This window comes from Pusillimonas sp. (assembly GCF_035515275.1).
Taxonomy (GTDB): domain Bacteria; phylum Pseudomonadota; class Gammaproteobacteria; order Burkholderiales; family Burkholderiaceae_B; genus Pusillimonas.
Genome location: NZ_DATJBQ010000093.1, coordinates 1 through 17,105, shown reverse-complemented (window position 1 = coordinate 17,105; position 17,105 = coordinate 1). Strand labels below are relative to the sequence as shown.

Sequence of the window (17,105 nt, the reverse complement as noted above, 5' to 3'; positions counted from 1 at the left end):
TTCTGCCATTTGCGCGAAAATCGCCGACAATAAGCGCATCCGGCCATTGTAAGGGCTCGGGTAAAATTCTATTCAAGCATCTGTATTACAACGAAAGATCCCATCAATGACTGAAAGCCAACCACGCCACAGCCTGCTGCGGCCCCACATTCCGTTGCTCGCGGGCATACTACGCGGCATCGAAAAAGAAGGTCTGCGCGTGGACGCGAACGGCGACCTGGCCCTTACGCCTCACCCTCCCGACCTGGGTAGCGCGCTAACCAACCCGCACATCACCACTGATTACTCCGAAGCGCTGCTCGAGCTCATTACCGGCACGCACGACAGTGTGCCGGGCCTGATCAACGAGCTGGCCGACGTGCACAAGTTCGTTGCCGCGCGATTGGGCGACGAGATCATGTGGAACCAGTCGATGCCCGCCCATTTGCCGCCCGAAGCCGACATCCCTATCGCCTGGTACGGCAGCTCGAACACCGGCATGCTCAAGCATGTTTATCGTCGCGGCCTGGCCGAACGCTATGGCAAGGCAATGCAATGCATTGCCGGCATTCATTACAACTTTTCGCTGCCCGACAGCGTCTGGAACGTGCTGGGCGTCGAAGCCTCCAGCCCCGCCGAGCAGCGCTCCAGAGGCTACATGGGGCTGATCCGAAATTTCACTCGCTGGTCGTGGCTACTGATGTACTTGTTCGGTGCCTCGCCCGCGGTGTCACGCAGTTTTCTTGACGGTGCCACGCACAACCTGCACACGCTCGACCCTGACACGCTGTATTTGCCGTACGCCACCAGTCTGCGCATGAGCGACCTGGGTTACAGCAACAAAGACAAAGCACAATCCGAACTGCAGCTTTGTTATAACGACATCGAAACGTTTCTTAAGCGTATTTACGATGCCGTCACCACGCCCTGGCCGGCTTATCAGGCTATTGGCACGCATCGCGACGGCCAGTGGATACAGCTCAACACCAACGTCTTGCAGATCGAAAACGAGTTCTACTCAAGCATCCGACCCAAACGCAGCGTTGAGCGCGGCGAGCGGCCCTCTACCGCCCTGGCGGCACGCGGCATACAGTACATCGAAGTGCGCTGTCTCGATATCGACCCCTTCACGCCGCTGGGCATTAGCGCCGAAACGAGTCGGTTCATGGATACGTTCCTGCTGTGTTGCGCAGCCGAAGACAGCCCGCTCTTTCCTCAAGACGGCTTCTGCCGCGACAGTCACGAAAACTTTTCGATTGTCGCCACCGAAGGGCGCAAGCCCGGCCTAATGCTGGCGCGCCGCGACGGCTCGATCAGTCTGCGCGACTGGGGTGCCCAACTGATCGAACGCATGCTCGACTATGCCGCCCTGCTCGACACGCCAAGCGGCGGCGACCTGCATCGACAAGCCGTACTGGCACAAAGCAAAAAAATCGACAACCCCCAGAACACTCCGTCTGCGATGCTGTTGTGGCATCTACGCGAACAGCGCCTCAGCCTGCACGAATTCACCCTTCGGCAAAGCCGCGCCCATCGCGACGCCTTGCTGGCCAAGCCTCTCGACCCAAGCACCGAGCAAGCGTTTGAGCGGGCGGCAGTCGAGTCACTGCAAGCCCAAAGGCATCTCGAGCAAACCGACACTGAAAGCTTCGACGAGTACGTCGCTCGCTACCATGCCGGTTTGTTTCGACCGGCCGCCGCCGCTTGACCTCACCCGCACACCGGCAGTCACACGTTCCAAGGAGACCACATGTTGAAAATATGGGGCAGGACCAATTCCGTTAACGTCAAGAAAGTGCTTTGGTGCGCTGACGAGCTGGGCCTTGAGTACCAGCGTGTGGACGCCGGCGGACGCTTCGGCGTGGTAGACGAACCGGCCTACCGCGCGATGAACCCCAATGGGCTTATTCCTGTGGTCCAGGACGACGACCTGGTGCTGTGGGAATCCAACGTCATCGTTCGCTATTTGGCCGCCAAGCACCAAGCCACTCATCTTTACCCCGCCGGCGCGGCTGAGCGGGCCAGACTGGAAATGTGGATGGATTGGGTCACCAGCTCGCTGATGGAGCCGTACCGGCAACTGTTCTGGAACACCATTCGCCTGGCGCCGGCCGATCGTGACCTGGTCGCCGCCGACAAAGGCCGGCAAGAGCTTCAACGCCTGCTGGCCATGGCCGACCAGGCTTTATCCTTACAACCCTATTTGTCGGGCGATGCACTGGGGGTGGCCGATATTCCCCTGGGCTGCCTGGCCTATGCCTGGTTCGAAATGCCTATCCAACGCCCCGACCTTCCTCATTTGCACGCCTGGTATCGGCGTCTGGCCGACCGACCGGCCTATCAGAAAAGCGTCATGATCCCGCTTAGCTAGCGCTACCACGGAGCCACATATGGAACGCGCCCGGTGGGGTTCGAACCTGGGTTTCATCCTGGCCGCCACCGGCTCGGCCGTGGGGCTGGGTGCCATCTGGAAGTTTCCCTACGTCACCGCTCATCAAGGCAGCGGCGCCTTCTTGCTGCTGTTCACTTTCATGACCCTGACCATAGGCTTGCCCTTGCTTCGGGTCGAGATGAGCATCGGGCGTGCCGGCAACGCGGGGGCCTTTGGCGCCTACCGGCACCTGGGCGGCAACGCCTGGAGCGTAGTGGGCCTGCTGGGGGTCGTTGCCAGCGCCACCATCCTGTCGTTTTACAGTGTGGTGGGCGGCTGGACAATCGCCTACATCTGGAAGACCATGACCACGGCGCTATCCCGCGACCCGGTGGTGTTGCAGGCCAATTTCGCCGCCCTTGCGCAGCACCCCTGGCAGCCGCTGCTATTTCATGCCTTGTTCATGCTGGCCACCATCAGCGGCGTAGCAGGCGGAGTGCGCGGGGGCATCGAGCGGCTATCCAAAGTACTGATGCCCTGCCTGTTCTTCATGATGTGCCTGCTGATCGTGCGCGGGCTGATGGTGCCCGGGGCTTGGGCGGGCGTGTCGGCCTTTCTGGTGCCCGACTTTGCCGGCCTGACCATGCAGTCAGTGCTGGATGCGCTGGGGCTGTCTTTCTTTACCCTTTCGCTGGCGCTGGGCATTATGCCCACCTATGGCTCCTATCTGCCGAGCCAGACCAATATCAGCCGCGCTGCCCTGACCGTGGCGCTGCTTACCCTGCTTAGCTGCGTTATGGGTGGACTCCTGGTGTTGCCGCCGGCCTATGCGCTGGGCCTGGATCAGGGCGCAGGCCCAGGCCTTACGTTTGTCACCATGCCCATCGTATTTTCGTACCTGCCATGGGGCAATTTGTTCGGCGTGGTGTTTTTCGCACTGCTTTTCATTGCCGCGCTGACCTCGTCCATCTCCATGCTTGAGGTCGTGGTGGCCTTCCTGATGGAACACGCCGACATGGGCCGCCGTACGGCTTGCGCCACCGCAGGCGGTGGCTTGTTTTTGCTGGGCTCACTGGCGTCGCTCAGCATGAGCGGCATTTCCGGGCTGCAGTGGGGCAGCCGCAACGTCTTCGACTGGCTCGACTACATTGCCACCAACCTCATGCTGCCCCTTGGCGGCTTGTTGACCGCTTTGTTTGCAGCGTGGGTCATAGGCCCCATATTGCAGAAGCAGTGGCACGGCAACCGCAGGCAAGGGCGTGCGGTTGCGTGGCATCGCATTTTAGTGGGCGTGATCACCCCGATCGCCATCGGCATTATTCTGTGGAGCGGTTTACGCGGGTAACCCGCATCGACAAGCCCTAACAACTCCCATGACCGCGGCTAATATGTTCAGTCTGTACGACGCATCACGAAAATTGCGTACAACCCCATCTTCCGAGAGCCAGCCTTGACCAAAAAACCCGCCAACCCACCTTTGCGCCGCGCGGTCGCGCTCTGGCTGCTCTGGCCGGCGTTGGGTTTCGTGGCATTGATGCTGGTGCGCTTCTTCGCCGCCTACCTGCTTCCCGACTCCATCGCCGAAACCGACGTTCAAGCGGTGCGCCGCATCGGCACTGCGGGGGCTTTGTATTGCCTGGCTTGGCTCCTGTCGCGCACCACTTCCCTGGCTCTGGCGCGCAAATCCAAGAACAAGCGTCGAAAGCCCAGATTGCTGGGCGAGCTGATTACTGCGGCATTGTTTACCGTAGCAACCATTGTTGCGATCGGCCTGCTGATCGGCCGGCCAACCGGTGGAATACTGGCCAGTTCAGGCTTGATCATCGCCATTCTGGGCTTTGCCATTCGCAACGTGCTGGCCGACGTATTGGCGGGTATAGCCATTGGGCTGGAGGCACCCTACCGCATCGGCGACTGGGTAAAGTTTGATGCCGAGACGAGCGGCCGAGTCATTGAAATCGGCTGGCGCACCACACGAGTTCTGACGCCCGACGGCACTTACATGATTCTGCCCAACAGCCATATATCGCGCCAGATGCTGACAAACTACAGCGCACCGCGCAAGCATTATCAAGCCAGCCTGAAGATCGTACTGACCCACGACGTGCCCGTTTCAAAAGCAAAGCAGATACTTCTGAATGCCGTCACCGAAGCGTCTGACACCGTACCGCCCGAATTACAGAAACCCCTTGTACGCGCCTCGAGCTATGATCCCGAAGGTATCGTCTACACCATTAAATATTGGGTGCCCAGTTTCGCCGAAGACGTCGACAGGCGCGACGCCATGCTGGCCGCCATAGACGAGGCCATCCGTAAAGAAAACCTGCCTGTCTCGGTAAAAAGATTGAATGTCGTTGCGGTAAATAACGGCCCCGCCGACTAACGCCATTCGTCGCGATACACAAACTTGGGCATTTGCCAGTTGTAGCGCAAAGCCAGGATTCGCATGCCCAGGCCCACGACCAAGGCTATAAGCATGGCTGCGTTCATGGGCAAACCAGCGGCCTGAGCAATTAAAAAAATGCTTCCGGTCAGAATGGACACGCTGCCGTAGAGCTCTTTGCGCAGCAAAAGCGGGATGTCATTGCACAAGATATCGCGCAGCACCCCACCCGCACAACCGGTGATCATGCCGCTGATCAGCACGATGGTTAAGGGCATCTGCATTTCTTGCGCGACACGGCAACCGATTACCGAGAACACCACCAGACCCAGGGCATCGAGCAGCAGGAACAGTCTGCGCAAACGCCGCATAATGGGTGCTATCAGCGCCGTAACCAGTGCTGCGCCGGCAGTGATCCAGAGGTATTCGGGGTGTTCGACCCAGGTTAGGGGGTAATGCCCAAGCACTACATCGCGTACCGATCCACCACCCAAGGCGGTGATGCAGGCAATAATGCATACCCCCACCCAGTCCATATCGCGCCGGCCGGCGGCAAGCGCCGCCGTCATGGCCTCAGCAGTAATGGCAATAAGGTAAAGAGTAAGCAGCACAAAAAGTCAGCACCACCAAGGATGGTCAGCAGCGTCGGGCAAAAGCGCCCCCGCCGCAAGTGCGGGGCCTAAAGCGCGGGTCTTAGCGCGGGTCTTAGCGCGAATATTAAAGATAAATGCACTGGCGCGCCCGACAGGAATCGAACCTGTATCAAGAGCTTCGGAAACTCTCATTCTATCCATTGAACTACGGGCGCTGCAAAGTTCATTATTGTAGCCGGTTTTCACGCCATACTGCATTCAACCATCAGTGTCGGTATAATCGTACGGTTTGTGGAGAATGGTCGCGTACCGCCAGACATACAAAGGGCGCGCCTGTAGCAAACCAACGCATAAACGCACCCATTGTTCGGGCAAACACCCCATGGGGCCTTAAAACCATAAAGGGCTTTAAAGACAGGGCTTTAAAGGCTTTGTTCCTTACCGGAAACGCAGGACTCGATCATGAACAACACAGAAGACCACGTCGAAACAACCATCGAAGACCACGAAGGCCTCATCAAGACGCCCAAGCAATTAATCGTCACCGTCGTTCTTGCGTTCATTGTCCCGGTCATTATTATTTTCCTTCTGATCAGGCTGGTGCTTAGCACCATGGCACCTTCTGCGGGCTCCGATGCACACAGCGCCGAAGCCATCGCCTCACGCATCAAACCCGTAGCCGGCTTTGCGCTGGTCGACGCCAACGCGCCCAAAGAGCTCAAAACCGGCGAGCAGGTATATGCGTCAACCTGTGCCGCCTGCCACGACGCCGGTGTGGCCGGTGCTCCAAAAATTGGCGATACCGCCGTCTGGGCCCCGCGTATTCAGGCGGGCTACGACACCATGCTTCAAATCGCGCTGCATGGCAAAGGCGCCATGCCTGCCAAGGGCGGCAACCCAACACTTACCGATTTCGAAGTCGAGCGCGCCCTGGTTTACATGGCCAACCGCTCGGGCGGCTCGTTTGACGAGCCCACCGAACCTGCTGCCGAAGGCGAGACCCCCGCAAAAGCCACTACCGAAACGCCACAGGCCGCACCCCAGGCAGCAGCGCCGGTCTCTGCTGAACAGTCGCCTGCCGCCGACCAAGCCAAGGCTGCCGCTCCAGCGCCAGCCGAACAAGCGGCCCCTGCTGCGGCTGCCCCGGCCGCGCCCACAGAAACTGCCGCTGTCGACCCGGCCGGCGAAAAACTGTATAAATCCATCTGCTTTGCCTGCCACGACGCCTCGGTAGCCGGTGCCCCCAAACTGGGCGACAAAGCCGCCTGGGCACCTCTTATTGCCTCGGGCATGGACACCATGGTCGACATCGCCATCCACGGCAAAGGCGCCATGCCTCCGCGCGGTGGTTCGCAGGCCAGCGACGCCGAAATCCGCGCTGCCGTACAGTACATGGTGCAGCAAGCGCAATAACGGCAATGCACGGGGCGTCAGCCCCGTTACGGGCTTAGCTCCCGCACTTTCAATGCATCAAACAAAAAAGCCGCTCGTTATATCCACGAGCGGCTTTTTTGTTTTGGATCGCTTATTTTGCGACGCAGACGGGCTCGGCGGTTAGCGACAGGCCCAGTTGCACGCGCCGCTGTAGCCACAGGCTGGCGCGGTAGCGCATGTCGCCGGTTACGCGGTGCATATTGCGCAGTATATCCAGCACCAATGCTGCGCCAAGGGCGTCACCCATGCTCAGCGGCCCGCCCCTGGGGTAGCCCAGGCCCAGGGACACAGCCAGGTCAATGTCTTTAGGCGAGGCAATGGTCTGCTGGGCGATGTCGCTGGCGACATTGACGATGGCCGCAACCATACGCTGCCCCACAAAGCCCGCCGAGTCGTCGATGACCGACACCGGCGTGTCGTCGGAAGCAAACAGGGCATGCGCGGCATCGCGCCATCGGGCCTGAGTGGCCGGCGAACACATGACTACCCGGCGCTTGCCTTGCTCAAGTCCAAAGAAGGTGTCCAATGCAACCGTGCGCTCGCCATCAAGCTGGTACTCGGCAACCACACTGGATGTGTCTTCCCCGAAAGGGGTGACGACAATAAGTGCATCGGCCGGTGCGGTGTCGGTAGCAATAACACCCACGCCCAGGCTTTTAAGCAACGCGGCAGCGCGCTTGTGTCCAACCGGGTGATATGGCGCAAGCCATACTTTCAGGCCTTGGGGCAACGCAGGTACCGGAGGTGCCTCGGGCACTTGCTTTGCACCCTCTGCATAACGGTAAAAGCCTTCTCCGGTCTTGCGGCCCAATATGCCGCCCGCAAATCGCACGGCCGTAATGGGCGAGGGGCGGAAACGCGGCTCGTCGTAGAACTGCTGGTAGATCGATTCCATGACCGGATGCGAGACATCCAGTGCCGTCAGGTCAAGAAGCTCGAACGGCCCCATCCGAAACCCGGCCTGCTCGCGCATAATCGCGTCGACCTGATAAAAAGGCGCAACGCCCTCTTGGGCCAGCTTCAGGCCTTCGATGTTCATGCCACGCCCGGCATGGTTGACAATAAAACCGGGCATGTCTTTGGCGCGCACCGGGGTATGGCCCATGGTGCGTGCCAGTTCCATCAGGGAATCGCCCACCGTCGGGTCGGTTCGCAAGCCGTCGATGATCTCAACGACTTTCATCAGCGGGACGGGGTTGAAAAAGTGGTAGCCCGCAACCCGTGCGGGGCTCTTGCAGCCCGCAGCAATGGCTGTGATGGAAAGCGACGACGTGTTCGAGGCCAGGATGCAGTCGTCGGCAACGATGCCTTCAAGCTTTTGAAACAGCTCTTGCTTGACGTCCAGGCGTTCGATAACGGCCTCGACCACCAATTGGGCGGCCGACATTTCGGCAAGGTCAGAACAGGGCCGCACACGCTCGAGCGAAGCCTGCCCGGCGTCGGATGTGATCTTGCCCTTTGCGGCAAGCTTTTCCCAGGTTTGGCCAAGGTTGTCGCGCGCCGCAGCAACAGCCTGCTGATTCAGGTCGTACAGCAATACTTGCAGCCCGGCCTGAGCGGCAATTTGCGCAATGCCCCGGCCCATTGCTCCGGCGCCCACGATTCCTATGGTGTCGATCTTTTTCATGTCTTCCCGCTCCGTACCGCTATTTAAAACAAAACCTTAATAATAGATCGGATTGCGGGGGCAACTTTGACAGTTTCAGTCGACTTTGCGTGTTCCAAGGCCCATCAACGTTGGATTAAGGGTAAACCCTTAATTAAGTCTTGTAAAAGACTAGGGTTTACCCTATAATTTATTCATCTGATCGAGTTTTGAACCCCACCTGCCAAGGCCTGCCATGAACATCAACGAGAACACCCTTATGACCGATTCCCTGGAACGCGAACTGATCAACCGGGAACTCGACTACTACAACGACGCACCCTTGCTGTCGCTGGTCAAATGGGTTGGCGCCGGGCTCAAGACACTGCAGAACAAATTGGTTTCATACGTTGCAGCCGTTTCCACCGACCTGGACGACGCCCGCCGCGACGGACATAAAGTAACCGCCGCCTAGTTATTGCGGACCGGTCCAAAAGACCGGTAAAAATGGCGCGAAGCATTCACGCGCTTGCCGACCAAAAAGGCCGGACCCTGTATCTATGGGTTCGGCCTTTTTGGTTTTTACATGCACCACTGAAGTTCGGATAACGGTAAGCTTCGGGTACAACCGTTTCTGGATCGAACGCATGCAAACAACAACTTCGTCTTTACGCCAAACGCCGCTGGCCGCTCGCCATGCTGAGCTTGGGGCGCGCATGGTGGATTTCGGCGGATGGGAAATGCCCATTCATTATGGTTCTCAGATTGACGAGCATCACGCCGTTCGGCAAGCCGCCGGCATGTTCGACGTCTCGCATATGTGCATCATCGATGTGCGCGGCCAAGGCGCACGCAGCTTTCTGCGTCTCGTGCTGGCCAACAATATCGACAAACTGCAGGGTACGGGCAAGGCCCTGTACTCGTGCCTGCTCAACGACCAGGGCGGCATTCTTGACGACCTGATCGTCTACCACCTGGACGAAAACTGCTTTCGGCTGATCGTCAACGCTTCGACGGCGTATAAAGACCTTGACTGGCTGAATGAACAAGCTCAAGCCATGGGGTCGGAAGTTGCGCTGACACCACGTCGCGTGGGCGATACGCCGGCAGATGCAAGCCCCCTGGCGATCATCGCGGTGCAAGGGCCGCAAGCCCGCAACCTGACTTGGCAGGCGCTTCCCCAAGCACGCGCAGCGGCGCTGAACCTGAAGCCCTTTCACGCCACCCATTATGTCGATACCCAATTGGGTGAAGTCTTGATCGCCCGCACCGGATATACGGGCGAAGACGGATACGAGCTGATTGTGTCGGCTGACCAGGCGCTGGCACTGTGGAACTTGCTGCTACAGGTCGGTGTAGTCCCCGCAGGCCTGGGCGCGCGCGACACCCTGCGTCTCGAAGCGGGCATGAACCTGTACGGGCAAGACATGGATGAGCAGGTCAACCCGCTCGACTGTGGGCTGGCCTGGACGGTCGACCTTGATTCCCCTCGCAACTTCGTGGGCAAGGCAGCACTGCAGAACCAGGAACAACGCTGGCAACTGGCCGGACTGGTGGCGCTGGATCGCAGCGGCGTCTTGCGCTCGGGCCAGCAGGTTATTACTTCCGAAGGCGAAGGCCTGATAACCAGCGGCACCTTCAGCCCTACCATGCAGCAAAGCATCGCCCTTGCCCGCCTTCCATCCAGTGTGGCCGCAGGAACCGAAGTGCAGGTGCTGGTGCGAGGCAAACCGGTTCGCGCGCGCGTGGCAAACCCGCCTTTTGTTCGCCACGGTGAAGTCAAGGTTTGAGACAAACGGCGTCTCCAGACAAGGACGCCACGATGGAAGAGACAAATGCACAAAGCCTTTAGTGAACGTCATATCGGGCCCGACAACCACGAACAACAGCACATGCTGGACACGCTCGGCTATGACAGCCTGGACGACCTTATCGACAACATCGTGCCGGCAGGCATACGACAATGCGACCCGCTTGCGCTGGGCGAGTTTTTCGAACCGCTACCCGAACACGAGGCACTGGAAAAACTACGCAAGCTTGCAAGCCGGAACAAGGTTTATAAGTCGTTTATAGGCCAGGGTTACTACAACACGCTGACACCCACCGTGGTGTTGCGAAATCTGTTCGAGAACCCCGCCTGGTATACCGCATATACCCCGTATCAGCCCGAGATCTCGCAAGGCCGCCTGGAGGCCCTGCTGAACTTTCAGCAGATGATCACCGACATGACCGGCATGGACATCGCCAATGCCTCAATGCTGGACGAGGCCACGGCCGCTGCCGAAGCCATGACCTTGCTGTTGCGCTCAAGCCGTAATACCGATGCCGAACCGGTATTTTTTGTGGCCGATGACGTTCTGGCGCAAACCCTCGAGGTCGTACGCACCCGAGCCGAACCGCTGGGCATCAAAGTATGCGTCGGCCCCGCCCACGAAGCATCCCAGGCACAAGCCTTTGGCGTGCTGTTGCAGTACCCCGGCGCCCAGGGTCATGTACACGACTACCGCGCGCTGGCCAAGGCCATACACGACAACGGCGGCCTGGTTGCCGTTGCGGCCGACCTGCTGGCCCTGGCATTGCTTATACCGCCGGGCGAATGGGGGGCTGATGCGGTAGTGGGCAGTGCCCAGCGATTTGGGGTGCCCATGGGGTTCGGCGGGCCCCACGCGGGCTATATGGCTGTGCGCGACGCCTATAAACGCAGCATGCCCGGCCGGTTGGTGGGGGTTAGCGTCGACAGCCAGGGCGAGCCGAGCTACAGGCTTGCATTGCAAACGCGCGAGCAGCACATCCGGCGCGAAAAGGCCACCTCCAACATCTGCACCGCCCAGGCCCTGCTTGCCATCATGGCGGCCATGTACGCCGTTTATCACGGCCCGGACGGCATCAAGCGCATTGCTCAACGTGTACATGACCTGACAAGAACGCTTTCAAGCGGCCTGCATAAAATGGGCTGGGAACGCTGCAACGACCATTTTTTCGACACCCTGACCTTACACACCGGTGCCGACACCGGCGCCATACACGAGGCGGCCCTTGCCCGCGGCATGAACCTGCGCCGTATCGACCACGAACGGGTGGGCATTTCGCTGGACGAGACCACCACCCCGGCCGACATCGAAGCCCTGTGGTCCGTGTTTGACCTGCAGGGCCAACCGCTTTCGTACGAAACGCCTCACGAACAGGCTGATCAGACAGGCATCCCTGCCTCGTTGGTACGCCAAAGCCGGTACCTGACCCACCCCGTATTCGGCATGTATCACACCGAGCACGAGATGCTTCGTTACTTGCGCCGCCTGGCAGACAAGGACCTAGCCCTGGATCGCACCATGATCCCCCTGGGCTCGTGCACCATGAAACTGAACTCGTCCACCGAGATGATTCCCGTCTCATGGCCCGAGTTCGCCCACATTCACCCTTTGGCCCCTCATGACCAGACGCAAGGGTATCGCCAGCTGATTGCCCAGTTGGAAGCCATGCTGTGCGCGGTTACGGGCTATGCAGCCGTCAGCCTGCAGCCCAACGCCGGCTCGCAAGGCGAGTACGCCGGGCTGCAGATCATCAGCGCCTATCATGACTCACGCGGACAGCCACAGCGCAAGGTTTGCCTGATACCTTCTTCGGCACACGGCACCAACCCTGCCTCGGCACAGATGGTGGGCATGCAGGTGGTAGTGGTGGCCTGCGACCCTCAGGGTAATATCGACATCAACGACTTGCGTGCCAAGGCTGAACAGCACAGCGACACGCTCGCCGCCATTATGATCACCTACCCCTCGACGCACGGCGTGTTTGAAGCATCCGTTCAAGAAGTCTGCGACATTGTTCACCAGCACGGCGGCCAGGTTTATATAGACGGGGCAAACATGAACGCCATGGTGGGGCTGGCCGCACCAGGGCAATTCGGCGGCGACGTGTCGCATCTGAACCTGCACAAGACCTTTTGTATTCCGCATGGCGGCGGAGGCCCCGGCGTCGGCCCGGTTGCCGTCCGGGCGCATCTGGCCCCCTTCCTGCCCAACCATCGGGCCTCCGGCTACGAACGCTCGGCTCAGGGTATTGGGGCGATCAGCGCCGCCCCGTTCGGCTCGGCCAGCCTGTTTCCGATTTCGTGGCTGTATATCGCCATGATGGGCGCAACGGGCCTGACGGACGCTTCGCGAAACGCAATTTTGGCTGCCAATTACATCGCCGCAAGGCTCGCGCCTTATTATCCGGTGCTGTACAGCGGCTCCCATGGCCTGGTCGCACACGAATGCATACTCGATTTGCGGCCGCTTCAAAAAGCCACGGGCATATCGAACGAAGACGTGGCCAAGCGCCTGATCGATTACGGTTTCCATGCACCCACCATGAGCTTTCCCGTGCCCGGAACGCTGATGATCGAACCTACTGAAAGCGAGGCACTACGCGAACTGGACCGCTTCATCGACGCCATGATCGCCATACGCAAAGAAATTGCTCAGGTGGAGTCGGGCGAGTTCGACGCCCGCGACAACCCTTTGCGCAATGCGCCACACACTGCGGCCATGGTTACGGCCGACGACTGGCCCCATACCTACAGCCGGACACAAGCGGCGTATCCTTTGCCCGAACTACGTCAACATAAATACTGGCCGCCTGTGGGACGCGTGGACAACAGTTACGGTGACCGCAACCTGTTTTGTTCCTGCATACCCATTGAAGCCTACGAGCACGAAAACGCTGACGGAGAAGAGCAAGTGCCGGCAGGGGCCTGAACATGCCCGCCGGCAACAGACGGGCGGTCTGCTAATCTTTTTTGAGCAGATCTTTCAGCATGCCCAAGCGCTGCTTGGGGCTCAGGGCCTCAAGCGCGGCGTCTTCGCGCGGCTTTACCGCCGAAAGCCCCATTTCCTCGATAAAGCGCGAGGGCTCGCAAACCACGTCTTCGCGCGCGCGACGTCGGCGCTTGCACCAGGTAAGGTGCAAAGAGCGCTGCGCGCGGGTAATGCCCACGTACATTAAACGACGCTCCTCCTGGATTCGCGACTCGAGGGATTCGGCAGCCTTGGCGGGATCGCCGACCTCGTCGTCGCGCCCCATGTGCGGCAGCAACCCTTCTTCGACGCCGATCAGGTAAACGTGCGGGTACTCAAGGCCCTTTGACGCATGCAGGGTCGAGAGCCTGACCGCATCAGGGTCTTCTTCGTCGCCGCGCTCGAGCATGGTGATCAACGCCACGTGCTGCACCAGTTCGAACAGATCAAGCTCGTCTTCTTCGGCTTTGCGCTTGAGCCAGCCGAGAAGCTCAAACACGTTCTGCCAGCGCGACTGGGCTGCCCGTTCGTCAAGCGTGTCGTACAAGTGACGCTCGTACTGAATGGCCCCTATGAGTTCGTCCAGCAATGCGCCTGCCGGTTCGGCGCCCGCAGAGGCCGTCTGTTCGCCATTTTTCTTGCTTCCGGCACGTTGCTGAATGCCTTGAATGAAGGCTGCAAATGTTTGCAAGGGTTCCAGCTGACGTGCAGCCAGCCGCTGCGTCATGCCGATTTCAAATACAGCAGCAAACAGCGACAACTGACGTTCGGAGGCGAACTCGCCCAAGGCTTGCAGGGTTGCCTGCCCGATGCCGCGTTTGGGCGTGGTGGCGGCGCGTATGAATGCCGGGTCGTCGTCGTCGTTGGCGATAAGCCGCAAGTAAGCCAGTACATCGCGGATCTCGGCCTTGTCGAAAAAGCTTTGACCGCCCGAAATCGTATAAGGAATGCGCAAGTTTCGTAAGGCCTGCTCGGCCACCCTGGCCTGCTGGTTGCTGCGGTACAAAATAGCAAAGTCGCGCCATTCGGCCCGGCGTTCGAAACGGTCTGCCGAAATGCGCAAGGCGACCGACTCGGCTTCAATCAGGTCGGTGTCCATGGCGGTAACTTGAATCGCCTCGCCTGCGCCCAGGTCGGACCACAACTTTTTATCGAACAGGTTGGGGTTATGGCTGATAACCCGATTGGCTGCCGACAAAATGCGCTGCACCGAACGATAATTCTGCTCTAGCTTGATGAGCTTGAGTTGCGGGTAATCGGTGGTGAGTTTGGCCAGGTTTTCAACCGTGGCGCCGCGCCAGGCGTAAATGGCCTGGTCGTCGTCGCCCACCGCGGTAAACATGGCGCTTTGCCCCGTAAGCAGCTGAACCAGCCGGTACTGGCATTCGTTGGTGTCCTGGTATTCGTCCACCAACAGGTATTGCACCCTGGCCTGCCAGCGTTCACGCACGGCATCGTTATTCTGCATCAATAAGGTTGGCAGACGAATCAGGTCGTCAAAATCGACCGACTGATACGCCTTGAGCGTAGCGTTGTAGCTGCGATACAACCGCGCCGCCTCGGCCTCATCGGCAGTAGCCGCCGCCCTGTCGGCGGCGTCCGGGTCCATCAGGGCGTTCTTCCATAACGAGATCGTTTGCTGCACGGCGCGCAGACGAGCTTTGTCGGTAGTGGCCAGAAGCTCTTGAATAATGCCCAGGGCGTCGGTGGAGTCCAGTATGGAAAACTCGGGCTTCAATCCAGCGTGTCGCGCCTCTTCGCGTAAAAACCTTACGCCCAGCGAATGAAACGTGCTGATCGTCAGCCCCTTGGTCAGGCGTGAATCGACCAGGCCCTTGACCCGTTCGCTCATTTCGCGGGCCGCCTTGTTGGTAAAGGTCAATGCCACCACGTGGCGCCCGGCGTAGCCGCACTCGCGCAACAGATAGGCGATTTTTTGCGTAATAACGCGGGTCTTGCCGCTGCCGGCCCCAGCCAGCACCAAGCAGGGGCCGTCCAGATACAAGGCCGCCACGCGTTGGGGCGGGTTCAGGTCAGTGGCCAGCGTGTGGCCGGCTGGAGCATGCAATGGTTGCATCGTCAGATTTCCAAGGGGTCGACTTCAAGCTGCCAACGCACGCGTTTATCGGCCGCCATCGAGGGCATGGCATGCACCCAGGCGGTAAGAAACGCCTGCAAGGCCGGTCGGCCGGCGCTTTCAACCAACAACTGCGCACGTTCAATATTGGCCACTCGCACGACGCGCAAAGGAACCGGGTCGTACATGGTTACGGAGTCGGCAGTTGGAAACTGCTGCGGCTGCTGCGAGGGCAGCTCGCGTGCAAGGGCTAGAAAATCGAGCGCTGTACGCAACTCGCGCGCCTCGGCGGTAAGCAGCGCCTGATAAGCATATGGAGGCAGCCCGACCGCTTCGCGCTCGGCCAGAGCGTCTTGGGCAAACCCTGCGTAGTCGTGGCGGGTCATGGCCTGATACACCGCTTGCTCGGGGTAGTCGGTTTGAATAATGACCTCGCCCCCTTTAATATGGCGCCCCGCTCGGCCCGCCACCTGCATCAATTGCGCGAACAAGCGCTCGGGCGCACGAAAGTCTTGCGCAAACAGCATGGAATCGGCATTAAGCACCCCCACGAGCCCCAGATTGGCAAAGTCGTGGCCCTTGGCCACCATCTGAGTACCGACCAGAATGTCGATTTCGCCCGCGTGCACTTTGGCAAACAACGCCTCGGCGCTGCCCTTGAGCCGCGTGCTGTCGGCGTCGATACGGCTGATTCGGGCCTGGGGAAACAGCTCGGCCAGGTGCTCTTCGACCCTCTGAGTACCGCGCCCCATGGGACGAAGGTCTTGATCGCCGCAGTCGGGACAGGCACGCGGCACGTGGGCTCGATAGCCGCAATGATGGCAATGCAGGTTGTTTCGCCCCGCTTGGGCGCGATGCAGCACGGTATAGGCGGTGCAGCGCGTGCACTGGCTGACCCATCCGCAAGAAGCGCAAGTAAGCACAGGCGCGTAGCCGCGCCGGTTCAAGAACACCAGACATTGCTCGCCACGCGCCAAACGCTCTTGCATTGCGGTAAGCAGATGTGGCGACAGACCTTCTTGCATCGCAAGCCGCCGGGTGTCAACGAGCCGTATTGCCGGCAACTCGGTGTCGCGCGCTCGTGCCGGCAGGCCCAGCTTCAAGTAGTTGCCATTCTGGGCGTGCTGCCATGACTCAAGCGACGGCGTGGCCGAGCCCAACACCACGGGGATATCAAGGTCGTGGGCGCGCCACACAGCCAGATCGCGTGCGGAATAACGCAAACCGTCTTGTTGCTTGTACGAGGTGTCATGCTCTTCGTCGACAATGATCAGACCCAGGTCGGGCATGGGCGTGAATATGGACAGTCGGGTTCCAAGCAGTATCCGGGCCTGGCCCCGCTGCACCCGCAACCAGGCGCGCAAGCGCTCGCCATCAGCCAGGCCGCTATGCAGCACAGCCAATGCTTCGGGCTCGGCAATAGCGGCCAGCCGTGAACGCAGCGACCTTTCCAGCTGCGGCGTCAGATTGATTTCAGGCACCATGAACAGCACCTGCCTGCCGTTGGCCAGCGCGTGCTGTGCGGCGCGCAGGTAGACCTCGGTCTTGCCGCTGCCGGTTACACCATGCAGCAACACGGTTTTGTATCCGCTTAAATGGCAAATCGCTTGGGCAGCCGCTTCTTGGTCGGCGTTCAAGACCGGTGCGGGCGTGGCCGGCACAGCCCTGGCTGCAGCGCTGCGGCGGGCGTCGCTGCGCATGACGGGTCCGCCTGCCGACCGCTTGCCCTGATAGGCCGCCACCTTGCGCAAACCCGCAGGCAACGTTGGCAACAGAACTTCACCCAACGGGCGCTGATAGTATTGTGCCGCGAATCGGGCAAGCCGCATCCAGTCTTCAGGCATGGGGGGCAGGTCGTCGAGCACTTGCTCGACCTGTTTGACCGACTCGGCTGCAAACGACGGG

The 17,105-nt window shown here is 59.9% G+C and carries 12 protein-coding genes and 1 tRNA gene; 8 read left to right on the top strand and 5 right to left on the bottom strand.

Annotation, left to right across the window (positions count from 1 at the left end; genetic code table 11):
* Positions 1-106 precede the first annotated feature (106 nt).
* The 4 genes from gshA to VL003_RS06845 all read left to right on the top strand — a co-directional run bounded on the left by gshA (position 107) and on the right by VL003_RS06845 (position 4,733).
* Positions 107-1,687, top strand: a complete 1,581-nt coding sequence (gene gshA, locus VL003_RS06860; RefSeq protein ID WP_325440899.1) for a glutamate--cysteine ligase — start codon at positions 107-109, stop codon at positions 1,685-1,687.
* A 42-nt stretch (positions 1,688-1,729) separates the two neighbouring features.
* Positions 1,730-2,350: a glutathione S-transferase family protein gene (locus VL003_RS06855; RefSeq protein WP_325440897.1), complete on the top strand. Its 621-nt coding sequence runs from the start codon at positions 1,730-1,732 to the stop codon at positions 2,348-2,350.
* Positions 2,351-2,369: 19 nt separating this feature from the next.
* Positions 2,370-3,695, top strand: coding sequence for a sodium-dependent transporter (locus VL003_RS06850; protein WP_325440895.1), 1,326 nt, complete (start codon positions 2,370-2,372; stop codon positions 3,693-3,695).
* 105 nt (positions 3,696-3,800) lie between these two features.
* A complete protein-coding gene (locus VL003_RS06845) occupies positions 3,801-4,733 on the top strand; it encodes a mechanosensitive ion channel family protein (RefSeq protein ID WP_325440893.1) in 933 nt (310 codons plus the stop codon).
* Here the strand turns inward: VL003_RS06845 and VL003_RS06840 are convergent.
* The gene (locus VL003_RS06840) at positions 4,730-5,344 is read right to left on the bottom strand and encodes a trimeric intracellular cation channel family protein (RefSeq protein ID WP_325440891.1); all 615 of its coding nucleotides are present in this window, start codon (positions 5,342-5,344) and stop codon (positions 4,730-4,732) included. The genes VL003_RS06845 and VL003_RS06840 overlap by 4 nt on opposite strands.
* A 122-nt stretch (positions 5,345-5,466) precedes the next feature.
* A tRNA-Arg gene (locus tag VL003_RS06835) sits at positions 5,467-5,541 on the bottom strand.
* 247 nt (positions 5,542-5,788) lie between these two features.
* On the opposite strand from VL003_RS06835, the gene VL003_RS06830 reads away from it, so the two are divergent.
* Entirely contained in the window at positions 5,789-6,739 is a 951-nt protein-coding gene (locus VL003_RS06830) for a c-type cytochrome (protein ID WP_325440889.1), read from the top strand.
* Between the two features lie 112 nt (positions 6,740-6,851).
* On the opposite strand, the gene VL003_RS06825 is transcribed toward VL003_RS06830, so the two are convergent.
* Positions 6,852-8,387 (bottom strand): 3-hydroxyacyl-CoA dehydrogenase, encoded by a 1,536-nt coding sequence (locus VL003_RS06825; protein WP_325440887.1) that lies wholly within the window; start codon positions 8,385-8,387, stop codon positions 6,852-6,854.
* Between the two features lie 214 nt (positions 8,388-8,601).
* Between VL003_RS06825 and VL003_RS06820 the strand changes: the two genes are divergently transcribed.
* The 3 genes from VL003_RS06820 to gcvP all read left to right on the top strand — a co-directional run bounded on the left by VL003_RS06820 (position 8,602) and on the right by gcvP (position 13,084).
* Positions 8,602-8,820: a hypothetical protein gene (locus tag VL003_RS06820; protein WP_325440885.1), complete on the top strand. Its 219-nt coding sequence runs from the start codon at positions 8,602-8,604 to the stop codon at positions 8,818-8,820.
* Between the two features lie 172 nt (positions 8,821-8,992).
* Positions 8,993-10,135 carry a glycine cleavage system aminomethyltransferase GcvT gene (gene gcvT / locus VL003_RS06815; RefSeq protein ID WP_325440883.1) on the top strand — a complete coding sequence of 381 codons (1,143 nt, stop codon included), beginning with the start codon at positions 8,993-8,995 and terminating at the stop codon, positions 10,133-10,135.
* Between the two features lie 45 nt (positions 10,136-10,180).
* A complete protein-coding gene (gcvP, locus tag VL003_RS06810; RefSeq protein WP_325440881.1) occupies positions 10,181-13,084 on the top strand; it encodes an aminomethyl-transferring glycine dehydrogenase in 2,904 nt (967 codons plus the stop codon).
* A gap of 31 nt (positions 13,085-13,115) precedes the next feature.
* On the opposite strand, the gene VL003_RS06805 is transcribed toward gcvP, so the two are convergent.
* Together VL003_RS06805 and VL003_RS06800 are read right to left on the bottom strand one after the other, a co-directional pair.
* Entirely contained in the window at positions 13,116-15,200 is a 2,085-nt protein-coding gene (locus VL003_RS06805) for a UvrD-helicase domain-containing protein (protein ID WP_325440879.1), read from the bottom strand.
* Between the two features lie 2 nt (positions 15,201-15,202).
* Positions 15,203-17,105, bottom strand: a 1,903-nt coding sequence (locus tag VL003_RS06800) for a primosomal protein N' (RefSeq protein WP_325440877.1), incomplete at its 5' end; no start/stop codon positions are given.

Excerpts from the sequence above, each read along its gene's own strand:
- VL003_RS06820 (WP_325440885.1), top strand. The coding sequence starts at position 8,602 with ATGAACATCAACGAGAACACCCTTATGACCGATTCCCTGGAACGCGAA.
- VL003_RS06825 (WP_325440887.1), bottom strand. The coding sequence starts at position 8,387 with ATGAAAAAGATCGACACCATAGGAATCGTGGGCGCCGGAGCAATGGGC.
- gcvP (WP_325440881.1), top strand. The coding sequence starts at position 10,181 with ATGCACAAAGCCTTTAGTGAACGTCATATCGGGCCCGACAACCACGAA.
- VL003_RS06805 (WP_325440879.1), bottom strand. The coding sequence starts at position 15,200 with ATGCAACCATTGCATGCTCCAGCCGGCCACACGCTGGCCACTGACCTG.
- VL003_RS06850 (WP_325440895.1), top strand. The coding sequence starts at position 2,370 with ATGGAACGCGCCCGGTGGGGTTCGAACCTGGGTTTCATCCTGGCCGCC.
- VL003_RS06830 (WP_325440889.1), top strand. The coding sequence starts at position 5,789 with ATGAACAACACAGAAGACCACGTCGAAACAACCATCGAAGACCACGAA.
- VL003_RS06855 (WP_325440897.1), top strand. The coding sequence starts at position 1,730 with ATGTTGAAAATATGGGGCAGGACCAATTCCGTTAACGTCAAGAAAGTG.
- gcvT (WP_325440883.1), top strand. The coding sequence starts at position 8,993 with ATGCAAACAACAACTTCGTCTTTACGCCAAACGCCGCTGGCCGCTCGC.
- gshA (WP_325440899.1), top strand. The coding sequence starts at position 107 with ATGACTGAAAGCCAACCACGCCACAGCCTGCTGCGGCCCCACATTCCG.